This is a genomic window from Arthrobacter sp. PGP41, from assembly GCF_002953935.1.
In the GTDB taxonomy this organism is placed as follows: domain Bacteria; phylum Actinomycetota; class Actinomycetes; order Actinomycetales; family Micrococcaceae; genus Arthrobacter.
Genome location: NZ_CP026514.1, coordinates 3,397,783 through 3,411,734, shown reverse-complemented (window position 1 = coordinate 3,411,734; position 13,952 = coordinate 3,397,783). Strand labels below are relative to the sequence as shown.

Here is a 13,952-nt window from a genome sequence, read left to right as displayed (position 1 = left end):
ATGCGCGTCACGGACGCGTTTGCGCGTCGATTACGGCAGAGCGCGTACGACGGCGGGGCACGCCGGCCGCCGCCAGCTTCCGTTGCAGGGTCCCGGCTTCCATGAGGTCAGCCCAATGCCAGCGCACAACCTTCAGCCCCAAGGCCCGGATCCGGTCCTCGCGCCTCTTTTCCGCTATCACGGCCTGCGACGCGGTCCTGCCCTTGACATATTCCGGCTTGACATACTTTTCGTCGCCGTCGAATTCGCCAACAACTTTGCACTGCTTCCAATGGAAATCCGCGTAGCCCACACGGCCGGCTGCGTCCACAAACTCTTGTTGGAGAACCGGAGGCTCGAAGCCAGCCAGATGGATCAGTGCCCGGCTCAACGATTCTCCGGCCGACCCAGAGGCAGGATCAGCAAACTCAATAACCGCACGGATCCTCCGCCCGGCGGCAGCGGAGTAGTTCGGTTCGATGGCGCCTTCGAGTTCGGCCTTGGTCAGGGCAGCCAGCCTTCGTATTCTGTCCGGGCGAAGCACATGGTCCATAGGTACAACAGCCTCGGCGAAGGGAGTATACGCTGCCAGGTCCAGGACGGTGCGGATGCGGTCTGTGACCAGAAGCCCCTCCCGCCTGACTATCTGAAGCCCCGCCGGCGCCGCGTAGTGACGGCTGACCCCGGCCCGCGACCGGCCGCCGTCGTTCTTCATGGTGAGGGCCTCCACCGGGTGGTGCAAGCCGACGGTGGGCACTCCCCAGACGCTGGCTGCGGAGTGGCGTGCGAAGACCGTGGGCTTTTCGAACGTTTCGGCCGCTGCCTGCACGCGGAGCCGGTACTGCTCCCATGGCTTCAGATTGCGCCAGGCTGCACCGTCCGTGTAGACGCCGTGCCGGATACGGGCCAAATCGCCGGCCTTCACGCGCTTGGCGAGCTCATTCGGGGTGATCCCAAGCAGGATGCGCTCGCGGGACAAGAAGAGCGGAGGCATATCTGGCATGGATTGACGATCCCAGCTGCCGGGCGGGCGCGGGAGGGGTGTCTGCTGCTATGTGGACAACGGTGGGCGACGCCCTTGTTCCGTCTCGACGCTCCTCTGACCTGACGCAGCCGATATATGGGCTGCGCAGTGGAGCATCCGTGTCGAAACTGAATTTGCCAGTCGAGCACCTCAGCAGGGCGTACTGATTCCAAACGCGAAGCACGACGCCGGTGCCGCCGCCGGGGCCGTCAGTTGGCCACCGTGAAGGGAATCACGGTCACGCCGGCGTTGGTTGAACCCAGGGTGTTGTCGCGGCACGAGGTCCTCAGGTGCAGCTTGTGCACGCCGTTGGCCAGTGTCCGGGTGTCGATGGAAAGGGGAGCAGCCCCAAAAGGTTCGGGGCCGTAGGGGCCGGCGGCGTCCCACAGCACGGTTCCGCGGTTTGGCGGGGAACCGTGGAAGTCCGGGTCGATCGCGATGAATGAGTGGGTGGCCGGGAGTGAGCCGTCAGGATGGGTGGTCAGCCCCACTACTGGCGTCCAGATGCCTGAAACCGGACCGTCGGGAAGGGGGAGGCTGCGGACCGAGGCCTCGCAGTACAGGGCGTGCGTGTACCAGCCCTTGCCGCGCAGGAACGGGTACCTGGAGACGTTCGACGGGGATTTTCCGTTTTGGATGCCCACCTGCCAGTTGAAGCTGGCGACCATTTCCTTGCCGTCCGGCTCCGGGACGAAAGCGCGGAAGCGGACTTCCTGCAGGCCGGAATGATTGAATGAAGAGATGGGCTGCGAGAACGTCAGCCAACGCTCGCAGGTGCCGGAGCACACAAAATCCCCTTTGCCGTTGCTTGCAGGTCCGGGGCAGCTGAAGTTTGATGCAGTGGCCCGCAGGTAGCACTTTTGGACGGTTGTTTCTCTGTCTGAGGTTTTGAACACCATGGAGACGTAGTTCGCCTTGCCAGGGTTGTCGTGGAGAGTCACCCTCACTTTGACGGTGAGGTTGCCCGAGCTGATCGTTTCGCGCTCAGGTATGCACGCCCCCAGGTGCACATGGCCGGTGTTGGTGGTGGAATTGTTCGCCTGATCCACGTCCGGCACCCACCACGCCTGGGTGTCCACGAACTGCCGCGTTTCGGCGTAGTTCGTCCCGTCGGCTGCCGGTGCGCCTATGCAGGGCCCCGGTGCAGCCTGGGCAGTACCCGGAACCAGCACGGGCATGCCGAGGCAAGCCAGTGCAACAGCAGTCATCAATACCAGGAACCGTCTCATGACCATCCATTCTTAGAAGTCGGCATCCGACGTCCGTGCAAACACCGGTTTCATGGAGGCCCGGCGTCAGGCGATGCAGGAAAACTGTGTGCGGGCTGGGTGCTGTCGGCGGCGCCCAAACGCCGACGTGAGGAGACCTGTGGCTGTCATTAGGCCCGGTAGGGCGTGGCCAGTATATGTCCGCGGTGTAGGCCGGGCGGGACATTTCGCAGACATTACGGACCGTGGCCGCGCACCTTTAGCAGGAGCTTAAGGCGGTCCCCGTCAGTCGCCGTGCAGCCACCGGCGCCGGAGTGTCCCTCATCGCGGGGGTGGCGGAGGCGCTTGACGGGGTCCGGCGCTCCCGCATATCCTGAACGAACGGTCGGTAAATAATTCCGGCCGTCCCCGAAGGTCTTTGCATAGGAGCAACCATGGCAGCGCAGAACTTGCAGTCAGTGCCAGCTGAGCGAACGGCTGGAACCAGCGAAACGGCAGACGCGGCGGGCCAGGCCAACTTCGACCGCGTTATTGCCGAGGACTCGCGCATCGAGCCCCGGGACTGGATGCCGGCGGCCTACCGCAAGACCCTCCTGCGCCAGATCTCCCAGCACGCCCACTCCGAGATCATCGGCATGCAGCCGGAGGCCAACTGGATCTCCCGGGCCCCCAGCCTGAAGCGCAAGGCCATCCTCATGGCCAAGGTCCAGGACGAGGCCGGCCACGGGCTGTACCTCTACTCCGCCGCCGAGACCCTGGGCCAGAACCGGGACGAGATGACGGACGCGCTGATCGCCGGCAAGGCCCGCTACTCCAGCATCTTCAACTACCCGGCGCTGACCTGGGCGGACATGGGTGCTATCGGCTGGCTGGTGGACGGCGCCGCCATCTGCAACCAGGTCCCGCTGTGCCGCGCCTCCTACGGCCCGTACGGCCGCGCCATGGTGCGCATCTGCAAGGAAGAGTCCTTCCACCAGCGCCAGGGCTTCGAGATCCTGCTGGAACTCTCCAACGGCACTCCCGCGCAGAAGCAGATGGCCCAGGACGCGGTGAACCGCTGGTACGCCCCGGCCCTGATGATGTTCGGCCCGCCGGATGACGATTCGCCCAACTCCAAGCAGTCCATGGCCTGGAACATCAAGCGCTTCAGCAACGACGAGCTGCGGAGCCGCTTCGTGGGCATGATGGTGGAGCAGGTCAGGGTCCTGGGCCTCACCCTCCCGGATGACCAGATCCGCTTCAACGAGGACACCAAGCGGTGGGAGCACGGCCCGCTGGACTGGCACGAGTTCCAGGAAGTGCTCGCCGGCCGCGGCCCCTGCAACTCCCAGCGCCTTGAGCGCCGCAGGCAGGCGCACGACGACGGCGCGTGGGTCCGCGAGGCAGCCGCGGCATATGCCGCGAAACAGGCAGCAAAGCAGTCAAAGACGACGAAGGAATACGCAGCATGAGCCCCCACGGCAACCCCGAAGCCCCCGCCAGCTCGGCAACGGAAATCAACCGCGACGCCCCGAAGGCATCCCCAGCTCCGCAGGAGCACCATGACAAGAGCGCCTGGGGCCTCTGGGAGGTCTTCGTCCGGTCCAGCCGCGGCCTGAGCCACGTCCACGCCGGGTCCCTGCACGCACCCGATGCCGCCATGGCCCTGCGAAATGCCCGGGACCTCTACACCCGCCGCAACGAGGGCGTGTCCATCTGGGTTGTCCCCGCGGACGCCATCGCCGCCAGCGATCCGGACGCAAAGGGTTCGTTCTTCGAGTCGCCCCAGGGCAAGGATTACCGCCACGCCACGTACTACACCAAGAGCGAAGGGGTGAAGCACCTGTGAGCGGCCACGGCGACATTTCCACCGGCGTGGCGGGAGACAGCAACGCCTCCGCCACCCGCATCACCCCCGGCAACGCCCTCCGCCCGGAGGACATCGCGCTCGAGGTCCGCACCGGCCTGGCCAAGCCCACCGAGGATGTGGCCGAATACGCGCTACGCCTGGGCGACGACGCCCTGATCCTCGCCCAGCGACTGGGCCACTGGATCTCCCGCGCGCCCGAGCTGGAGGAGGACGTGGCCCTGGGCAACATCGCCCTGGACCAGCTGGGCCACGCCCGCTCGTTCCTCAGCTACGCCGGGGGAGCCCTCGAAAACGAGGACGGAACGCCCAAGTCCGAGGATGACCTCGCCTACTTCCGCCGCGAGCACGAGTTCCGCTCCGCGCACCTGTTCGAACAGCCCAACGGCGACTTCGCCGCCACCATCGCCCGCCAGTTCGTGGTGAGCTACTACCAGTACGAGCTCTACCGCCGCCTCACGGAGTCAACAGACGCCACACTGGCCGCCATCGCCGCGAAGGCCGTGAAGGAAGTGGATTACCACCGGGACCACAGCGCCCAGTGGATCCTGCGCCTGGCCGGCGGCACGGAGGAATCCCGCACCCGAATGATCCACGGCCTGCGCATCATGTGGCCGTACGTGGAGGAACTCTTCCGCGATGACCACCTGACGCGCCGCCTCGCGGAGGCTGGCATCGCCGTCGAGCCTTCCTCGCTCAAAGAGGACTTCGACCGGCTGACCGGCGAAGTCCTGGCCGAGGCCGGGCTGGAGGTCCCGGACGTTCCAGCCGCACCCGGCGGCGGCCGGCAGGGCAGGCATTCCGAGTACCTCGGCTACATCCTGGCCGAAATGCAGGTGCTGGCCCGCGAGCATCCCGGGGCAAGCTGGTGACCGTCATGGACATGTACATCTCCGATTTCGAAACCCGGACCCGCACGCCCCGGCAGAAGGCCTGGGACATCGCCGCCACCGTGGTGGACCCGGAGATCCCGGTGCTGAGCATCGAGGACCTGGGAATCCTGCGGAATGTGGACGTGACGGGCGAAAAGGTAAGGGTCACCATCACGCCCACCTACTCGGGCTGCCCGGCCATGGACGCCATCCGCGATGACCTCAAGACGGCGTTTGCCAAAGAAGGATACCCGGACGTGGAGGTGGACCAGGTGCTCGCCCCGGCCTGGACCACGGACTGGATGACGGACGCCGGAAAGCAGAAGCTGCAGGAATACGGCATCGCCCCGCCGGCGGGCAACGCGGCCGCAGGTGGAAAAACAGCACGGCACGCCGGCCCCATCCGGCTGAAGATGGCCGTCAAGTGCCCGCAGTGCGCCAGCCTGAACACCAAAGAGCTCACCCGCTTCGGCTCCACCTCCTGCAAGGCGCTCTATGTGTGCCAGGACTGCAGGGAACCGTTCGACTACTTCAAAGTGCTGTAAGGAAGCCCCATGCCTGTTGTCCGCCAGACCGCCGCCGAAGAGGCGCAGGCCACCGGCCGCCGTCGTCCGTCCTTCCACACCCTCGCCGTGAAGGAGGTGCGCCGGCTCACCGAGGACGCCATCGAGGTCGCCTTCCATGTGCCCGCGGAGCTCGCCGGCCAGTTCGACTACCTGCCCGGCCAGTACGTGGCCCTGCGCACCACGCTGCCGGACGAGGCCGGCGAGCCCAAGGAAATCCGCCGCAGCTACTCCATCTGCGCCGAGCCGCGCAGCTTCGGGGACGGCACCAGCGAGATCCGCGTGGCCATCAAGAAGGACCTGGGCGGACTGTTCTCCACCTGGGCCAACGCCGAGCTGAAGGCCGGGGACACCCTGGACGTCATGAGCCCCATGGGCGCGTTCGTATCCCGGCACGGCCGCGACGGCCAGGCCGTGGAGCAGAACCGGATGAACTCCATGAACAACCCGGAGGAGCTGGCGGGGGACGTCGCCTCCCAGGGGGAAGCCAACTTCGTGGCCATCGCCGCCGGATCCGGCATCACCCCGGTGATCGCCATCGCCCGGACGCTGCTGGCCGCCAACCCGGAGTGCCGGTTCGACCTCATCTACGCCAACAAGGCGGCCATGGACGTGATGTTCCTGGAAGAGCTCGCGGACCTGAAGGACAAGTATCCGCAGCGGCTGGCCATCCACCACGTGCTGTCCCGCGAGCAGCGGATCGCCCCGCTCCTGTCCGGCCGTATCGATTCCGAGAAGCTCCGGCAGCTGCTGGGCACCGCCATCCACGCGGACGATGTGGACGAGTGGTTCCTGTGCGGGCCGTTCGAGCTGGTGCAGCTGTGCCGGGACACCCTGGCCGAGCGCGGCGTGAAGCCGGAGAACGTCCGGTTCGAGCTGTTCACGTCCGGCAAGCCGGACAAGCCGGAGGGCAACGCCGGCCGTCCCGTGCTGGTGGACGAGTCCAAGGAGACGTACAAGATCACGTTCAAGCTGGACGGCCTGCAGGGCGAGGTGGCCAGTCCCACCCATGCCCGCGAGTCCATCCTCAACGCGGCGCTGCGGGTCCGCCCGGATGTGCCGTTCGCGTGTGCCGGGGGAGTGTGCGGCACGTGCCGGGCCAAGGTGGTCACCGGCAGCGTGACCATGGACGAAAACTATGCGCTGGAGCAGGATGAGCTGGACAAGGGCTATGTGCTGACCTGCCAGAGCCACCCCACCAGCAAGGAAGTCACGGTCGACTTCGACGTCTGAGTCTTGACCCGTCCCAACGTTGCCCGTCTGAACAATAGGAGCCCCAATGATTTCCCTCTCCATCACCAACGGCGTTGCCGAGGTTGTGCTGGACGCCCCGCACAAGCTGAATTCGCTGGATGAGCAGGCGCTGGCGGAGCTGTCCCAGGCGTACGACGACGCTGCTGCCGCCGCCTCGCGCGGTGAGGTGCGGGCGCTGCTGCTGAGGGGAGAGGGCCGGGCCTTCTGCGCGGGCCGCGACATCTCTGCGGTGAAGCCGGAGAGCGACGACGCTGCCGCGTACCTGGGCGGGCTGGTGGAGCCGTTGCTGAAGAAGATGGCGTCCTTCCCCGCTCCGACGTTCGCGGCCGCCCACGGGGCGTGCCTGGGCGTGGGGCTGGGGCTGCTGCTGGCCACGGACGTGGTGTACGTGGCGGAGAACGCGAAGTTCGGCTCGCCGTTCGCCAAGCTGGGGGCCACGCTGGACTCGGGCGGGCACTGGTACTTCACGGAGCGGCTGGGCATGCACCGGACGCTGGACCTGATCTACACCGCGGAGCTGATTTCCGGCGCCGAGGCCGTGGCCCAGGGCCTGTTCAGCCGGGCCATGCCGGCGGAGTCGTTGTTGGACAGCACCCGGGAGATTGTGGCGAAGGTGGCCACCGGCGCCACCGGCGCGTTCGTGGCCAGCAAGGAGCTGGTGGCGCACATCCGGGACCAGCGCCTGGGCCTGTGGGAGGCCATGGCGGAGGAGAACACCGAGCAGGCGCGGCTCTGCAAAACAGACGACTATGCCGAAGGGTTCCGGGCGTTCCAGGAGAAGCGGGAGCCGGTATTTGGGGGTTAGGCGCCTGTGGAGCCAGGCCCGATGGGGGCTTAGGTAGGGCCCGGTTCCCTGGACTTGGGTAAGTACGGTTGGCCCGTTGTAAACACGTATCGCCTACTCGTGTTTCCCGCCTGGCCTGGTTGTTCAATGGAAGTGCCGGCGAGGCGAGGGCTTAGTGGCCACGCTCCCACCGCAGCATTCGCCGGCACCACCGGCGCGGCGGTTGGACGAATGAGTCTCCTGGTGAGCCGGGACGATTCAGGAACGGCGGGAACCATGCGAATCAGAATGTCCACCGGGGACGGGACCAACCTCGCGGCCTGCCCCCACCAGTTTGTTGGCCGCTGCGATGACTGTTCCGCATCGGCTGTGCTCAGGGAATCGGACCAGATGGTGACGGATGAAGGCGGAACCACGTTCTCGGCCGAGTCCGGGCCCTAGCCGCCCGCATAGGTGGTCCGGCAGGGAAATTGCTATCAGTCATAGCTGGTTTGTAAGGTTCAGCTATGACTACGGGGAAAGCTATCACCAAAGCCGTCATTCCTGCTGCCGGATTGGGGACTCGCTTCCTGCCCGCCACCAAGGCTATGCCGAAGGAAATGTTGCCGGTGGTTGACCGGCCAGCCATCCAGTATGTCGTCGAGGAAGCCGTGAAGTCGGGCCTCACCGACCTGCTGATGATCACGGGACGCAACAAGCGCTCCCTGGAGGACCACTTCGACCGCGAGCCAGGCCTGGAGCGTGCGCTGGAGAAGAAGGGCGACACGGACCGCCTCGCTTCTGTGGAGCACGCGTCCGAGCTGGGCCCCATCCACTATGTCCGCCAGGGCGAGGCCAAAGGCCTGGGTCATGCGGTGCTGTGCGCAGCGCAGCACGTGGGCAACGAGCCGTTTGCTGTCCTGCTGGGTGACGACCTCATTGACGAAGCCGAGGATCTGCTGAGCACCATGATGGCGGTGCAGCAGAAGACCGGCGGTTCGGTGATCGCCCTGATCGAGGTTGATCCCTCCCAGATCAGTGCCTACGGTTGCGCGGACATCACCGCAGTGGACGGTGAGGATTACGTCCGCGTGAACAGCCTGGTGGAGAAGCCCGCAGTGGGCGAGGCACCGTCCAATCTGGCGGTTATTGGCCGGTACGTGCTGCACCCGTCAGTGTTCGGCGTCCTCGAGGAGACGGAGCCCGGCCGGGGCGGCGAAATCCAGCTGACCGACGCGCTGCAGACGCTTGCCACCGGCGAGGGGGAGGGCTCCGGCGTCTACGGGGTGGTGTTCAAGGGCCGCCGCTTCGACACGGGCGACAAGCTGAGCTACCTCAAGGCAGTCATCACGCTTGCGTCCGAGCGCGTCGAGTTCGGGGAGGACCTGAAGACCTGGATGAAGGGCTTCGTGAACTAAGAAAAGCGTTACAGATCATTTTGGAGGTCCGCTGCCGGGAGGCGGCGGACCTCCAGCCTGTTAAGGGCCACAGTGGCCAGCAGGGCGCCGATGGCAGCTCCTGACGTATTTGTCACGAGATCCTGCAGGCTGGAGAAGCGGTTGTGGAGAAACATGAGCTGGCCCAGTTCCATGCACCCGGAAATTATTAGTCCGAGAAAACCAGTTTGCCACCAGCGCTTTTGGGCAAATGCAAGCGACGCTGCAAAACCGAGGGGGATAAACAGGACCACATTCGCTGCGGCCTCCACGAACTTGTAACTGAACCAAGCTGGAGTTCCGTGGCGGTGAAGGAAGTCCAGGATGCCGGTGAGGGTGCCAGCCACAGGCTGGTCCACCGGGGCAGGCCAGAAGGCGACGAAAGCCAGGGGGACCAGCATCGCGACGAGAAGTACCCGCCAAGCCCTGGGGCTACGGAGATGCCTCAAGACGTACTCACGTAGTCCGGAGCAGGGCCAGTGCTGCGGTGCCCACGGCTGCAATCCCCAGAAGTCCCAAAAGGACATAGCGGAGCACCTGGGGGCGGGGGAGCGGCACGGAGAAGTCGAACTCTCGTGGTGTCCTGCGCCAGTGTCTTCCCATACCAGTCATAGCTTGCACAACCCGTCGTTGGGCCAGTCCAATGCAGCGGCATGCAAAAGGTGGGTGGTGTCCCGGCTGCCCGGAAAACCACCCACCTGTTCTTGCTCTTGACGCGTTGCTGCTAGGCGGCAGCCTGGTTCTTGTTGCGGCGGACGATGATGACGCCTGCTGCACCGAGGCCCAGTGCGCCCACGCCTGCTGCACCCCAAAGGAGCAGGCTGGCGTCAGCACCCGTGTTCGCCAGGGGAGCTCCGCCGGTGTTGGCGAGGGGAGCACCGCCGGTGTTAGCCAACGAAGCCACAACCGTAACGAAGACCGGACCGGCAGTTACACGGGAGGTGTTGCCCGTCGCCGTGATGGAGTAGGTACCTGGTTCGTTCAACGCGAGCGGAACCGAAATCTTTCCCTGAGCATCAGCGGTAGCGTTGACAGTTATCGGTGCCTGGAAGATCGGGATCCTTGCAGAGACCGCGGTGCCGCCAGTGTTTGCGGCGCCGGTTGTTGTGAGCGTGATGGTGACGGTCACGGATTCGCCGGGAAGGAAACCCTGAGCCGTGAAAATAAAGGTTTCACCCGGCGCAACAGTGGCGTCGGATACGGTGGCCGCCGGCGGCAAGGGCGGATAGTTGGCGGCAATTGCCGGCGCTGTGCCCACGAGTGCGATTGAACCGGCCAGCGCGAGTGCTGCGAATATTTTCTTCATTGATGTCCCCCCGGAGACGTTTGTTTACATGTACTCGAATTGAGACGACCTTCCTGCAAGAGACAATTGCAGAAACTTCGAGTTTAGAACCCTTGGAAAACGTACCATCCGGAGGACGTCGGGAGCAATGTCCACGTCCAGTTTGTTGAGCGTCATGACAGGATTTGACTGCTATCCACATCCAACATATTCCGGTACCCGCCAGACGTCATGGACAGGCTGCACCGTGGGCGTGACACGTATGTTTGGCGGAGAGTCCTGAACGACTGTGATGAACGTCATTTCCAGTTCAGTAGACTGGCCGGGCGCCAGCCTGGTGGCCATGGTACCGACCGGACGGTTCTCATGGAGGTGGGATGCGAATGGGACTTGGGTACCGTCCTTTCTAGTTATATCCACCTGAGAAAAAGCGGGACCGTAAATGACAACATTTGTTTGGACAAAACCTGCGGGGACGCCGTGAAGGCCAGCGCCCGTCACGGTATCCGGCAGTGACGTAGCAGCATTTGGCGGCGCCGTGTTGGTTTGCTTTACCCTTACTTTGTAAAGCGAGTATCCGTCATTTTCGCAGAACTTTGCCAGCTGCACAGAACGCCTGACGTAGAAATCCATCTTCGCACCCGTCCCGTCGTTGAAATACACCCCAAATGCGGCGCCGCTGGCGGCTGGTCCGGAAATCGATCCTCCCAACGGATTCTGAGTCAAAATCTCTTGTTCCGGTTTGTGGGCACTCCAAACGAGAACGCGTCCCTCGCTTACGCTTTTAGAGAGTGCGTCGAGCAGCTTGGGGCCAGGAATACTCCCCGAGGAAACTGATTCGAAGATTTTCCGCGAGACGTCGGCGAAGTATGCGTCTTGTGAGCTGTCGCCCTCAAGGTGTGTATAGACATCGGATAGAAGCGTTTTCACCACGTTGCCTGCCGTCAGTGTTGCAGGCAACCCAGACGTAGTTGCCGGATCTTTTGCAACTTCCAGCGGCCCTGATGCGTCCAGCAGATGAGCTAAAACAACAGGATCTATTGCAATAACGCCCTCAATGCGTTCACTATGCCGGCTTTCCCACATGGCTTTGGCCGACGCAGCAACAGTCGGAAAGTCTGGTGTTAGGTTCACATCGCCGATGAACTTTCCCAACCGGTTGCTGTAAATGGTCGTCTGATTCGGGTCCACGGAGATCGCGGGGGAAAACATTCCGAGGGCAGATCCGCTGGACTGCGTAACTAATTCAATTCTTCCATCGTGGGCACGAAGAACAGCGAGTGCTCCTGCAAGGCCGCCGGTGGCACGAATCTCGGCGTTGTTCTGTACGAGGACTAAGTAGTTTCTGGCGCCCTCTGCGCCTAATAAGCTCGGAAGTATCTTTGAAGCGTTCGCTGCATCTGTCAGCTTGTCTTTCACAGGTGCGAGCGCCTCGATCGCCTGGTCTAGGGGAGCGGCGATCTGCGGAACAAGGGCGGAAGTTTCGATGTCTGACAAGCGCCCATGCGTCAAGGAGACGGTGTCCGCCGCCGAAGATAGGGCAGGACTGGCGCCAGAAATGGCGGCAAGATCGATGCCGCCGTTTCCGGACATGAGTTTTTCGATACTGATGTCTTCGAGCGTCTTGAGCACCGGTGTCGCTGCCCCATCTGCCAACTCGACAGAAGACAAAGCCAGTTCGGTGACGGCGGAGAAGTTCGTTCCGATGAGGGGCAGCGCGCGGGCAGCTGTCCAGATGGGATCGGTAGCTGCGGACTGCGAAGCGGCCCCGTGGCCACGAAGCTTTGCGAGAGTTGAAGAGGCGGCGGGAAGATCCCCTTTTGTAAGCTCATCCTCGAATTGAGAGAGGAGAGGCCGCGCAGCTGACATTTCTGCTTCTATCTGCAAGGCACGAAATGCAAGCCATCCACTTAGAAGTCCGCCAATTAGAATTATGATCGATACTAAAAAAACGGTTTTCCCGCGTCTTTTACCGAAGTCGCCGGGTTTAGAGTTCACTGCGCTCCCTGTTGACCGCATTACTTAGCCTGCGCGCTTCGCGGGTTTCGCCACTACGAGCCGGACGGTCAGGACCACTGCCGGAATTTGTTTCGTTGGTTTTAGCCCTAAGGGTTGAAACAGGCGTGGTGCTCTCGTATGAGTACTGGCTGTACGTATAAGCGTCCGGTCCTTTGGCCGGAAGTTTGTTAAGGATGGCCCCAAGCAAATCCGCCTTGACCATTCGTAAAGCTCCCAGCGACTTCTCGACGTCGGTGGTTCGTACCTTCTGGACGCCTACGACTAGTACAACGCCGCCAACTTGCTGAGCGAGCACCGCGGCATCGGTAACTGGGAGTAGCGGCGGTGCATCTATGATGACCGCGTCGAAGGTGGCCTCCAGGCTTGAGATGAGTTCCCTCATCTTGTCGGATCCTAGCAGCTCACTCGGATTTGGGGGAGCTTGGCCCGCTGCCAGTATGTAGAGTGCATTCTCGCCCCATGGCATCAGCAGATCATTGAGTTCTGCCTTGCCGATCAGAGCTGTAGTGAGTCCGGCACCACGGGGCAGCCCCAAGTACTCGGCAACCATTGGTCTTCTGAGGTCGGCGTCGACGAGCGCCACTGTCTGCCCGGATTCAGCCAAAGCAATTGCGAGGTTGATCGCGGTTGTGCTTTTTCCTTCACCAGGAAGGGACGAAGTGACGAGCACTGCCTTCGATTCGTGGCTTACATGGGCGAACTGCAGGTTCGTACGCAGCTGACGAAAGGACTCCGCGCGGGGGCTTTGAGCACCTGTCTGCGTCAGCAGCGGTTTCTTGGCTGCGTCAGTGTCAAAGTTGATGCCCCCGAGAATTGGAGCATCGCTAATCCTTCGAAAATCGACTTCGCCGCGAAGGCGGGTGTCGAGTACTGAGCGGAGTATTGCAAATACGAGTCCAGCACCGAGCCCGAGCAGGACACCCAAGGCTAGATTGAGTCGGACGTTTGGCGATGAAGGTGATGTCGGGGCCACCGCTGGGGCGACGATCGAGAGTCGTACTGGGGACGGGGAGCCGGACGATGGCCTTTCCAGTTCCTCGACAGCTTCCACCAGGCTATTGCCGACGGCTTGTGCGATAGCGGCCGCCATGACGGGTGATTCATCGGCAACGGATATGTTGATTAGAACAGTATTCATATCCGAGGTAGCCGTAATTCTCGAACCGAGAGCGCGCGGAGTTATGTCCAAACCTAAATTGTCAATAACGGGTTGCAGGACCGTTGGAGTCGTTACAGTCTTGACATACGACTGAACGCGTGCCTGTGTAAACACGTTTCCCTGTTGTAGCTCGGTAACCGAACCCGTATTTTGCAGGGCTGCGAATAGCGTAGTCTCTGCAACGTAATTAGGCTTGACCAGCAACGTTGCGGCCCCCGCACCCAGTAGGCCAAGAAGCAGGGACGCGGTAACCAAAATCCAGTTTCGGCGGAAAATGCGCAAGTAGTCTTTAAGCTCCACAAGAGCCCCTTCCGAAATTGCTTTTGGCTGTACGTTGCAACATCCTACCTGTCGAAGAGGCCAGCTACTGCTCGCGTAACTGCTGGCTCATGCCGGCGTCTTGAGGGACGGGGAGAGGCCATCCACGCGGCGCTCGGCCGTCGGGTTAATACCGGGCGTCGACAGAGCGAGGGAAACGTGCCGGACGCCCGTCCCCGCGAGCGCTCCTCCGGCTTATGACACACGCAGTCCAAAGGTTTGAAAC

At 63.0% G+C, this 13,952-nt stretch carries 14 protein-coding genes; 8 read left to right on the top strand and 6 right to left on the bottom strand.

From position 1 onward, the window contains the following. Nucleotides 1-7: 7 nt before the first annotated feature. Nucleotides 8-982 carry a type IV toxin-antitoxin system AbiEi family antitoxin domain-containing protein gene (locus C3B78_RS15630; protein ID WP_104998868.1) on the bottom strand — a complete coding sequence of 325 codons (975 nt, stop codon included), beginning with the start codon at nt 980-982 and terminating at the stop codon, nt 8-10. 230 nt (nt 983-1,212) lie between these two features. Next, nucleotides 1,213-2,232: a hypothetical protein gene (locus C3B78_RS15625; protein WP_158677271.1), complete on the bottom strand. Its 1,020-nt coding sequence runs from the start codon at nt 2,230-2,232 to the stop codon at nt 1,213-1,215. Between the two features lie 413 nt (nt 2,233-2,645). On the opposite strand from C3B78_RS15625, the gene paaA reads away from it, so the two are divergent. The 8 genes from paaA (at nt 2,646) to galU (ending at nt 8,927) form a co-directional block, all read left to right on the top strand. Beyond that, nucleotides 2,646-3,662 (top strand): 1,2-phenylacetyl-CoA epoxidase subunit PaaA, encoded by a 1,017-nt coding sequence (gene paaA / locus C3B78_RS15620; RefSeq protein ID WP_104998866.1) that lies wholly within the window; start codon nt 2,646-2,648, stop codon nt 3,660-3,662. Beyond that, nucleotides 3,659-4,039 (top strand): 1,2-phenylacetyl-CoA epoxidase subunit PaaB, encoded by a 381-nt coding sequence (paaB, locus tag C3B78_RS15615; RefSeq protein WP_104998865.1) that lies wholly within the window; start codon nt 3,659-3,661, stop codon nt 4,037-4,039. Before paaA ends, paaB begins: the two co-directional genes overlap by 4 nt. Beyond that, nucleotides 4,036-4,929, top strand: coding sequence for a 1,2-phenylacetyl-CoA epoxidase subunit PaaC (paaC, locus tag C3B78_RS15610; RefSeq protein ID WP_104998864.1), 894 nt, complete (start codon nt 4,036-4,038; stop codon nt 4,927-4,929). Before paaB ends, paaC begins: the two co-directional genes overlap by 4 nt. Before the next feature lie 11 nt (nt 4,930-4,940). Continuing rightward, nucleotides 4,941-5,474: a 1,2-phenylacetyl-CoA epoxidase subunit PaaD gene (gene paaD / locus C3B78_RS15605; RefSeq protein WP_104999835.1), complete on the top strand. Its 534-nt coding sequence runs from the start codon at nt 4,941-4,943 to the stop codon at nt 5,472-5,474. A 9-nt stretch (nt 5,475-5,483) separates the two neighbouring features. Then, a complete protein-coding gene (paaE, locus tag C3B78_RS15600; RefSeq protein ID WP_104998863.1) occupies nt 5,484-6,725 on the top strand; it encodes a 1,2-phenylacetyl-CoA epoxidase subunit PaaE in 1,242 nt (413 codons plus the stop codon). Nucleotides 6,726-6,771: 46 nt separating this feature from the next. Then, nucleotides 6,772-7,551, top strand: a complete 780-nt coding sequence (locus tag C3B78_RS15595; protein WP_104998862.1) for an enoyl-CoA hydratase/isomerase family protein — start codon at nt 6,772-6,774, stop codon at nt 7,549-7,551. A gap of 255 nt (nt 7,552-7,806) precedes the next feature. Continuing rightward, complete coding sequence (locus tag C3B78_RS19740) at nt 7,807-7,971, top strand: hypothetical protein (protein ID WP_158677270.1); 165 nt, start codon at nt 7,807-7,809, stop codon at nt 7,969-7,971. A gap of 65 nt (nt 7,972-8,036) precedes the next feature. Beyond that, the gene (galU, locus tag C3B78_RS15590) at nt 8,037-8,927 is read left to right on the top strand and encodes a UTP--glucose-1-phosphate uridylyltransferase GalU (RefSeq protein ID WP_104998861.1); all 891 of its coding nucleotides are present in this window, start codon (nt 8,037-8,039) and stop codon (nt 8,925-8,927) included. Nucleotides 8,928-8,935: 8 nt separating this feature from the next. Here galU and C3B78_RS15585 read toward each other — a convergent pair whose 3' ends face one another. The 4 genes from C3B78_RS15585 to C3B78_RS15570 form a co-directional block, all read right to left on the bottom strand. Then, complete coding sequence (locus C3B78_RS15585; RefSeq protein WP_104998860.1) at nt 8,936-9,346, bottom strand: VanZ family protein; 411 nt, start codon at nt 9,344-9,346, stop codon at nt 8,936-8,938. A 323-nt stretch (nt 9,347-9,669) separates the two neighbouring features. Next, a complete protein-coding gene (locus tag C3B78_RS15580) occupies nt 9,670-10,251 on the bottom strand; it encodes an LPXTG cell wall anchor domain-containing protein (RefSeq protein WP_104998859.1) in 582 nt (193 codons plus the stop codon). A 171-nt stretch (nt 10,252-10,422) separates the two neighbouring features. Further along, nucleotides 10,423-12,228, bottom strand: a complete 1,806-nt coding sequence (locus tag C3B78_RS15575; protein ID WP_234005430.1) for a DUF4012 domain-containing protein — start codon at nt 12,226-12,228, stop codon at nt 10,423-10,425. After that, nucleotides 12,218-13,708 (bottom strand): polysaccharide biosynthesis tyrosine autokinase, encoded by a 1,491-nt coding sequence (locus C3B78_RS15570; protein ID WP_104998858.1) that lies wholly within the window; start codon nt 13,706-13,708, stop codon nt 12,218-12,220. Before C3B78_RS15570 ends, C3B78_RS15575 begins: the two co-directional genes overlap by 11 nt. Nucleotides 13,709-13,952 lie beyond the last annotated feature (244 nt).

What these genes read in the sequence shown, in the direction of transcription:
- paaA (WP_104998866.1), top strand. Translation starts at nt 2,646, where the DNA reads ATGGCAGCGCAGAACTTGCAGTCAGTGCCAGCTGAGCGAACGGCTGGA.
- C3B78_RS19740 (WP_158677270.1), top strand. Translation starts at nt 7,807, where the DNA reads ATGCGAATCAGAATGTCCACCGGGGACGGGACCAACCTCGCGGCCTGC.
- paaB (WP_104998865.1), top strand. Translation starts at nt 3,659, where the DNA reads ATGAGCCCCCACGGCAACCCCGAAGCCCCCGCCAGCTCGGCAACGGAA.
- C3B78_RS15585 (WP_104998860.1), bottom strand. Translation starts at nt 9,346, where the DNA reads ATGCTGGTCCCCCTGGCTTTCGTCGCCTTCTGGCCTGCCCCGGTGGAC.
- paaE (WP_104998863.1), top strand. Translation starts at nt 5,484, where the DNA reads ATGCCTGTTGTCCGCCAGACCGCCGCCGAAGAGGCGCAGGCCACCGGC.
- galU (WP_104998861.1), top strand. Translation starts at nt 8,037, where the DNA reads ATGACTACGGGGAAAGCTATCACCAAAGCCGTCATTCCTGCTGCCGGA.
- C3B78_RS15630 (WP_104998868.1), bottom strand. Translation starts at nt 982, where the DNA reads ATGCCAGATATGCCTCCGCTCTTCTTGTCCCGCGAGCGCATCCTGCTT.
- C3B78_RS15625 (WP_158677271.1), bottom strand. Translation starts at nt 2,232, where the DNA reads ATGAGACGGTTCCTGGTATTGATGACTGCTGTTGCACTGGCTTGCCTC.
- C3B78_RS15595 (WP_104998862.1), top strand. Translation starts at nt 6,772, where the DNA reads ATGATTTCCCTCTCCATCACCAACGGCGTTGCCGAGGTTGTGCTGGAC.
- C3B78_RS15580 (WP_104998859.1), bottom strand. Translation starts at nt 10,251, where the DNA reads ATGAAGAAAATATTCGCAGCACTCGCGCTGGCCGGTTCAATCGCACTC.
- paaD (WP_104999835.1), top strand. Translation starts at nt 4,941, where the DNA reads ATGTACATCTCCGATTTCGAAACCCGGACCCGCACGCCCCGGCAGAAG.